The following is a 6,599-nucleotide window of genomic DNA, read 5'->3' on the forward strand; positions in this document are numbered from 1 at the left end:
CCCATCTGCGGTAGGCTTTCGACCTGCTGCCGGTGCACTCGCCGGCGACCGGGCTGTGGCGCAGTTTGGTAGCGCACTTGACTGGGGGTCAAGTGGTCGCAGGTTCAAATCCTGTCAGCCCGACGCAGGTCAGAGGGTGTTTTCGGCCTTGTCGCTCGGTCATTTTGACGGTTTGACCCACACGGTTGACCCACACCAGCTCCGCGATGCCGCTGGCCAGCAAACACTGCCTTGACCTGTGGCCGGGCGGGTCGGGCAAAACACCGCTCGGGCCTCCCCAATGGATTGGGCGACGAGCCCGCTATTGATCGGCCTGTGGCGGGGTGGGCGCTTGCGGCGGCCCTGGTTGCATCAGCTGGGGCTGCTGCACCACAAGGAACGCCTCGACAGCCGTTTGGTCCGGTAAACCCTCGACACCCACTCGCCATTCATATCTACCGGGCGGGAGTGATGTGCCGCCAGCGATGTTGATAGCTAACGGCGCACGCATCGGGGTGCCGTGAATCGCACCGGGTGGCCGACCAGCTTCTATTTGCGCCTCGAAGTGGACCGGCTGAGGACCAAGCGGCCCTGGAATCGCCACCGGCTGGCCATCCGCTGTCACGAGGTCGCACATCAGCTTGTGGGGTTGGTTCGTTTCATTCCAGTCAATATCTAGGAAGACCACTACCGCTATCGGGGGCAACGGCGTTGGGCATGTCTTCCACCCCAAACCCAGCGCGCTGATGGTGCCTTGCGGGTCTGACTCGGCAAAGCGCGCCAGGAGCAGAGTAATTTTCACGTCCGCATCAGACGCACGGTAGCGACAGTGGCCGCACCTGCGGTGGGCCGACCTGTACTGCCGACACAAACGCGCCTTCACGCTTCTCTGAAGACGTCTCAGGGTCAGGTTGGTACCGGAGAACGGGAATCGCCACCGCTGACAACGACGTGACAAACATGTTCAGGCCGGGCACGTTGCACGGTACCGGCGTGTTGTCCTCCCACTGCATATGCAGGAAGGCAAACCGGCCATCTTCGGACAGGTGATCCACCACGCCGACAAATTCCATATCTTCGGCGGGGTCGAACGCTTCAACCTCATCGCCCACATGCAGAGGCTCGCTTGCCCGCTTCAGGTTTGCCCTGATCAAGCCATCTTTTACCGTGGTGCTGAAGTCGACCTTTACGCGCTTCATTTCGACCTCTTCCTCTTGCCGCCGGTTGGGTTGGCTACCGGTTCATCAAAGCAGTCGATGAACGCCTGTAGCGTGGATTCTTGCACCGGTTCCGCCAGCACTGCATGGTGATGGGTAAATCGCTGCCCACCCGATGTGTCCAGTATCGGCTCGAAACCTTGCTCCCGCAACTTCGAAACCGTCGTGACCTGCACTTTTGTGTGAACAACTTCGCTTTCGGCGCAAAGTTCGTGAAGGCTCATGCCGGGTTCTGTGTCGCTGCGCTTGGAGTCGCAGAAAACCGAGATCACCGCGCCGTCGCCATCCTCAATCGCCTCGTCCACCTTCGTCTTCAACACTCCAACGTCTCGCGACGTTCCACCCCTGACCACCAAGGCGTCGGGGTGTAGGGCCATGAGTGGAATGTACCGAGCGAGTCCCTGGCCTTCGGCCATATGCCCACCAGTGGGCCGCGCCGGGCGACCCGCAACTGCCCGGCCCAGATCCAGTGCCAGATCTGATACGGCGTCGGGATGGGGGGCACCGATCAGGCCGGGGTCGTCGTCGCTCCTTGTCCTTCGGACTGCGGTGCTGTGCGGCGGCGTCGCGGCTTGGTGGTGCGGCGGCTAGCCTGGCGGGTGCTGGCAGGCTGCCGACGCGGGTAATGCCGGTGCCTTGGAAAGGAACTCGCGGGCATCGTTGAGCAGATTCTGCAACGTGTCGATTCCCATGCTGTCCGATGGTGGCCAGAGCCAGAAGTAAGTTCCACGCTCGGCGCTGCCAGGCGGGCTACCGTAGCGCAGATCGGCCTCGGCGCACACGGCGGTGATCTTGGCCCGCAGCTCCATCTTGACTGCCCGGACCTCGTCCTCGTCCCACCATTTCACCGGCCTCACCGATGCGCACGACGCCCAATGGCCGGTGATGCATCCGACCCCCACGAACCCGCAGTCCGGGCACGGGTCGGCTTGCTTGGTCTGCACCCTGCCGCAGTCCGGGCATCGCGTCGGCTCATCGGGCGGCCTTGAGGTAGTATTGCTCATCCAGTTGTTCCCATCCATCCAGTGATCAGCGCCTAGCCCTTTCCCTGCCAGGATCAATGGGCTTGGCGCTGTTTCTTATTCCATGGGCACAGTGTACGGGAGAGCTAACCGAATCGCATTGCGATTAGCTGATTTTCGGGCCGTGAGCGTGTAACCCGTAGTTGCCCAAGGCCGGAACGCACCCGGACCCGCCTGGCGGGAGAGTAGCCGCAACCAAGCGGGAACCGGGTACGTCTTTTGTGACTGCGACAGCAGGCCATACGGGTAGCCGTGCCGAGCCACGCCCCACACCATCGAAGCTAACCAGGCGACCCGGTGTGGGAGGTCTATTGAGTTGTCGGACAACCGGTTTCAGCGGCCCAGGTTTCGCACAGATGAGATCTTGCTCGGGTCCAACTTGGCGAGAACTCGAGGATCTGCGGGCCGACCGGCTGCGGCGCACCGCTCCAGGTATGCCGCCGTGTGGTCGACTATCGTGCTGCAGATCAATTCCTCACGCTGCTCCTGCTGTGCCGCAGCGTATTCCGGCGACTTGGCGGTCAGCGCCCGGTCGACAAACCCGATGTCCTCGTAGCCCCTCGCCTCGAAGTATTTCGGGAACCGCTGGGCGTAGACCGCGACCTCCTCTGGGTCGGCGGCGTATTCGATGGCCTTGGCTGCCGCCGCCGCCGCCGCGCCGACGCTCTCTTTGCTGTCGAGCACCTTGCTTTCGGCGTCCCAGATGGCCTGCTCCCGAATAAGTTTCGCGACATCATCGCTCTTGGATGTGAAAGCAGCCCGCTCCGCTTCGACTTTGCGCTCGGCCTCGGCCCGCCGCTCTGCCATGAACTGCCGACAGGTGCCGGGGATCTGGGCGTCGGTCGTCTCGCCGAACTTTGCCTTCTCGGCGGCGACGAACCTGCCGATCACGTCAGGATCGGCCACGCCCAACGTTTTTGCGTGCTCCTCGGCCAGAGCTTCCGCCTGCGCGTTGAAGTTCCGCTGCTGCTGCGGCACCCGGCTCATCGAGTTGTAGGCCGATTGTGCCGCATCCCAGGCTGTCTGGTCGCCGGATAATGCGGCGGCTGCTGCGTCCTGACGCTGCTGCGCCGCCGCGTGTGATGCCGCTTGCTGCGCAGCCTGCTCGTTCGTTAATCCGCTGACAGTGAATTCTGTCATTGCTGCTCCTCACTTTTCGTGACTGGCCGCATCGTCATAAAAGCGTCGAGGTCGGCCTGCTTAAAGCGCAGATGGTTGGAGTCGCCCACGTAGTAGCCCTTCAGTTTGCCGAGGGTCGTATATTTGCGAATAGTGGACTCGACCAATTGAGTTGCAGCGCAAACATCTTCAAGCGTGAGCCACGGGTCGACCGGCGTCGGCTGGGACGGCTGCCAACGAAAGCTAGCCTGCCGCGATGCCTCGCTAGCACTTAAAGACATCACGCCCCCAAAGTCTTGCCGCCAGCCCCGGCATTGCTGTCAGGGTTGTTGTCGCCAGTCACGCTGGTCCGTACCAGCTTGTCGGCGCTGCCGATGCTAAAGCCAGCCGAGCCGCCTGGTTTCACACCGGACGCATTTTGCTTGGCCCGCTGGTATATCTTCACGTCGGAGTTGGCACTCTCGCGACCGACTGAGGTACTCATGCGCTCGGACGGCTCGGGCGCTCGATAGTCAGGATTCCGGTTGCCGGTCATCGGATCGGTTGCCGATTCGACGCTGGCCCCGTCGCCGCTGGACAGGGCGTTGCCGGGAATGGCTGCGGGAAACCCGCCGAATTTCACAGACACAAGAAACCTCGCAATGGGTGCGTAGGAATCAGGACACGGCTCCCATTGCGGGTGCTCAACCGGCGCTGCACTCGGATTGCCCGGTGGCCTGCACACTGCGGCACAGACTTCGGCTCGCTTGCCTTACCGAGATCGTACGCCACTCAGCGTCGTTGTGCGCCGTCATGCGCCGCCGGGCGGCATTGGCCTACGCGGTGGGGTCAGCCCATGATCGTCGCGAACTGATCACACGGCTCGTCTGTCGGCTGGACGAGATCATCGGCCCGCACCCGCACGCTGATCTTCGAATCGGCCAGCCATGGTGGTGAATCTGGCGGCGTCGTCAGCATCGAACGTCGCACGACAACCGGCTGGCCATACAACAGCTTGGTCAACAGCTCCGACTTCTGCGGATTGGCGCGAGCTTGCGCCTCCACGGCGGCCCGGTCGGCGGCGACCTCGGCTTGGCCTTCCAGAGACCAATCCAACCTCCGCAGATCGATACTGACCACAGCCTTCCGCTGATGCAGGATCAGGCCCGCGTAAGCACCCGGCACCCGGAACACGTCCTCGGCTGGATTAATCCCACGGGCCATGGCTATGCGTCCTTCAATCCCTCACGCGCCAGGCGGGCGTTCCAACTGGCCTGGCCCGCGCGCACTTTGATCGGGTTCTTCGCCGCCGTGCCCGCGCTCATCTGGATACCGCCCAGGCATCGGGTGAGTACCAGTGTGGTGCTGCGGATCTCGGACAGCAGCGGGCTTGGCCGCACGGTGCCGTGCTTGTCGGTGAAGGTCATGCCCTCGACGGCCACGATCTTCTCCAACTCGGCGATCCGGTCTGCGGCGGCGCGGGCACGGTCCAGCAGCTCGGTTTCGCGGGCGTCGGGCGCGAGGTGCTGCTCGCGCAAGTCGGCGACCACGGCGGCCACCAAGGCGTCCCCGGCAGACTTCTTCGTCATAACACCAAGCTTACGGCCGAGTTTCCGGATCGCTCAGACTGACTGAGTTTTGCAAATGATGCTCGTCACCCGAACTGGAATAACCGCTGTCGGTTAGCGGGGCGGGCATAGCCTCCTACAACCTTTGAGTGAGAGGTATTGTTACGGCCAGCAGTTCCCAAGGATGCGGCCATGTGAGAGGAACGGCAACAGAAAATGGCAGACGACGCCAGCTCGTTGAGTTTCCTCAGACGACGCCCTTGGTGGTTCGTGATAGGTCTGGCTGGCGTTGCTGGCTCGTTGTGGGGGAAGCGCCTAGGCGAGGACCGTCCACTTCTGGGTTATATCGTTTTCATCCTTGGCCTAGTGCTTATCGCGATCGGTCACGGCTGGGTTATCAACTGGGCGTATGTTCGTCTTGCCGGTCATCATCAGCGGCCACCAGGGCGTCCCCGGCGGATTTCTTCGTCATAACACCGAGCCTACGGCCCGGTTTTCCGAATCGCTCTGCTGGAACAGCCAAACCATTTAGCTGCCCTGGCCGAGCGGGCTGAGATCCCCACCGCCCTCCGCCCCGTACCCTCCCCTTGGCGTCGAGGGGATGGCCGACCACCCTTCAGTCCCATCTCACGATGGCGAGCGACATTGCGACGCAACCACTTTGGTGCTCACACCATTGGCGCGGATCGTTGTGCCAGAGCATGATTCAGCATAGGTCACGGATGGTGCCGTCTCACCCTCTGATGCCTCACCCTCCGAGCCTGGAAACGCAGCGTGGCACACCATGAGTCGCGCCATGAGGTGGGTCGGCGTGGCTGCCCTTTCAGGCTGGACCCTCCATGCGGCATTGCCGTGTCGGTGCTGCTCACCACTGCTCACCACTGCTCCACCATGCGCGGGCATCTCTGGGCATTGAGGTTCTACCCGCATGGCCCATCTGATCTAGAGGATGGTCTCGATACGTTTCGGGATACCGACCGCCTTGAACTTCGGCACCACCGCTGCAGCCAGCACACCATGTCTTCGCATTGCGGGCATCTCCACCGCATGGCCGGATGCCAAATGGGCCTCGATGCTCGCCTTCGTACTACTGCATTTGACGCAGCTCGCTTGATAATTGGCGTCGGTATCGTCGGCACCGCCGAGTCCTAAAGCAATGATGTGGTCGAGGACTTCCGCCGTGAAAGTGCATCCCTCCCACTGGATTTCGCAGCGGTATCCGGCGTTGGCGAAGATACGGGCCTGGCGGTTGCGGTGATCCGCCGTGCCGCTGCGCTTCTTGTCCGACCCTGCCCATTGCTTCTCTCGGCGGTGGGCCAGACAGTATCGGGAACCAACCTCGGCGAGCTTGGGGCATTGCGGCGCTCCACAGATTTTCCTGGCCCGAGGACTCATTGATTCACCCGTCTGCGCCGCCGCGCCACGTCGACTTGCCCGCCGAAATCTTGCCCGCCCCAGACTCCCGTGAGCGCCTCGCGTTGCCTGCGGGTCATCTCCCGAATCTGGCGACGGCAGGCCAGCAGCGCGGGACATGACCGGCATAGGGCGAGCGCGGGCGCTGGATCGTTGCCGCCGTCGAATGGTCGTGGGTTGCGGTAGCAGGCTGCGCCGTCGAGCCGGGGCGTTGAGCGGATGATCGAGGCGACCAAATCCTCCCAGCCGGTCGGATGATCCGCACGCTGAGGCCAGAGGCTGACCTGGCTGTCGATGGCTTT

At 62.8% G+C, this 6,599-nt stretch carries 10 protein-coding genes, 1 tRNA gene and 1 pseudogene; 1 reads left to right on the top strand and 11 read right to left on the bottom strand.

Annotated features, from left to right (window positions below):
* The first annotated feature begins 49 nt into the window (after positions 1-49).
* Positions 50-123: transfer RNA gene (locus tag ACLP9N_RS17935), tRNA-Pro, on the top strand.
* Positions 124-301: 178 nt separating this feature from the next.
* On the opposite strand, the gene ACLP9N_RS17940 is transcribed toward ACLP9N_RS17935, so the two are convergent.
* The 11 genes and pseudogenes from ACLP9N_RS17940 to ACLP9N_RS17990 all read right to left on the bottom strand — a co-directional run.
* Positions 302-862, bottom strand: coding sequence for a DUF6941 family protein (locus ACLP9N_RS17940; RefSeq protein WP_442408684.1), 561 nt, complete (start codon positions 860-862; stop codon positions 302-304).
* Positions 789-1,178, bottom strand: coding sequence for a hypothetical protein (locus tag ACLP9N_RS17945; protein WP_442408685.1), 390 nt, complete (start codon positions 1,176-1,178; stop codon positions 789-791). Before ACLP9N_RS17945 ends, ACLP9N_RS17940 begins: the two co-directional genes overlap by 74 nt.
* Positions 1,175-1,516 carry a hypothetical protein gene (locus ACLP9N_RS17950; RefSeq protein WP_442375461.1) on the bottom strand — a complete coding sequence of 114 codons (342 nt, stop codon included), beginning with the start codon at positions 1,514-1,516 and terminating at the stop codon, positions 1,175-1,177. Before ACLP9N_RS17950 ends, ACLP9N_RS17945 begins: the two co-directional genes overlap by 4 nt.
* 267 nt (positions 1,517-1,783) lie before the next feature.
* Positions 1,784-2,200: a hypothetical protein gene (locus ACLP9N_RS17955; protein WP_442408686.1), complete on the bottom strand. Its 417-nt coding sequence runs from the start codon at positions 2,198-2,200 to the stop codon at positions 1,784-1,786.
* Between the two features lie 351 nt (positions 2,201-2,551).
* Positions 2,552-3,358 (bottom strand): hypothetical protein, encoded by an 807-nt coding sequence (locus tag ACLP9N_RS17960; RefSeq protein WP_442375458.1) that lies wholly within the window; start codon positions 3,356-3,358, stop codon positions 2,552-2,554.
* Positions 3,355-3,618: a helix-turn-helix domain-containing protein gene (locus tag ACLP9N_RS17965; RefSeq protein WP_442375465.1), complete on the bottom strand. Its 264-nt coding sequence runs from the start codon at positions 3,616-3,618 to the stop codon at positions 3,355-3,357. Before ACLP9N_RS17965 ends, ACLP9N_RS17960 begins: the two co-directional genes overlap by 4 nt.
* Positions 3,618-3,959 (bottom strand): hypothetical protein, encoded by a 342-nt coding sequence (locus tag ACLP9N_RS17970; RefSeq protein WP_442408687.1) that lies wholly within the window; start codon positions 3,957-3,959, stop codon positions 3,618-3,620. The genes ACLP9N_RS17965 and ACLP9N_RS17970 overlap by 1 nt, the downstream gene beginning before the upstream one ends.
* Positions 3,960-4,165: 206 nt before the next feature.
* Positions 4,166-4,540 carry a hypothetical protein gene (locus tag ACLP9N_RS17975; RefSeq protein ID WP_442375456.1) on the bottom strand — a complete coding sequence of 125 codons (375 nt, stop codon included), beginning with the start codon at positions 4,538-4,540 and terminating at the stop codon, positions 4,166-4,168.
* A gap of 2 nt (positions 4,541-4,542) precedes the next feature.
* The gene (locus tag ACLP9N_RS17980; protein WP_442408688.1) at positions 4,543-4,905 is read right to left on the bottom strand and encodes a hypothetical protein; all 363 of its coding nucleotides are present in this window, start codon (positions 4,903-4,905) and stop codon (positions 4,543-4,545) included.
* A gap of 921 nt (positions 4,906-5,826) precedes the next feature.
* Positions 5,827-6,279 (bottom strand): HNH endonuclease signature motif containing protein, encoded by a 453-nt coding sequence (locus ACLP9N_RS17985; RefSeq protein WP_442408689.1) that lies wholly within the window; start codon positions 6,277-6,279, stop codon positions 5,827-5,829.
* A pseudogene (locus ACLP9N_RS17990) lies at positions 6,276-6,599 on the bottom strand (hypothetical protein); the annotation flags it as partial. The pseudogene ACLP9N_RS17990 and the gene ACLP9N_RS17985, both read right to left, overlap by 4 nt.

The organism is Mycobacterium sp. (assembly GCF_052144515.1).
Lineage (GTDB): Bacteria > Actinomycetota > Actinomycetes > Mycobacteriales > Mycobacteriaceae > Mycobacterium.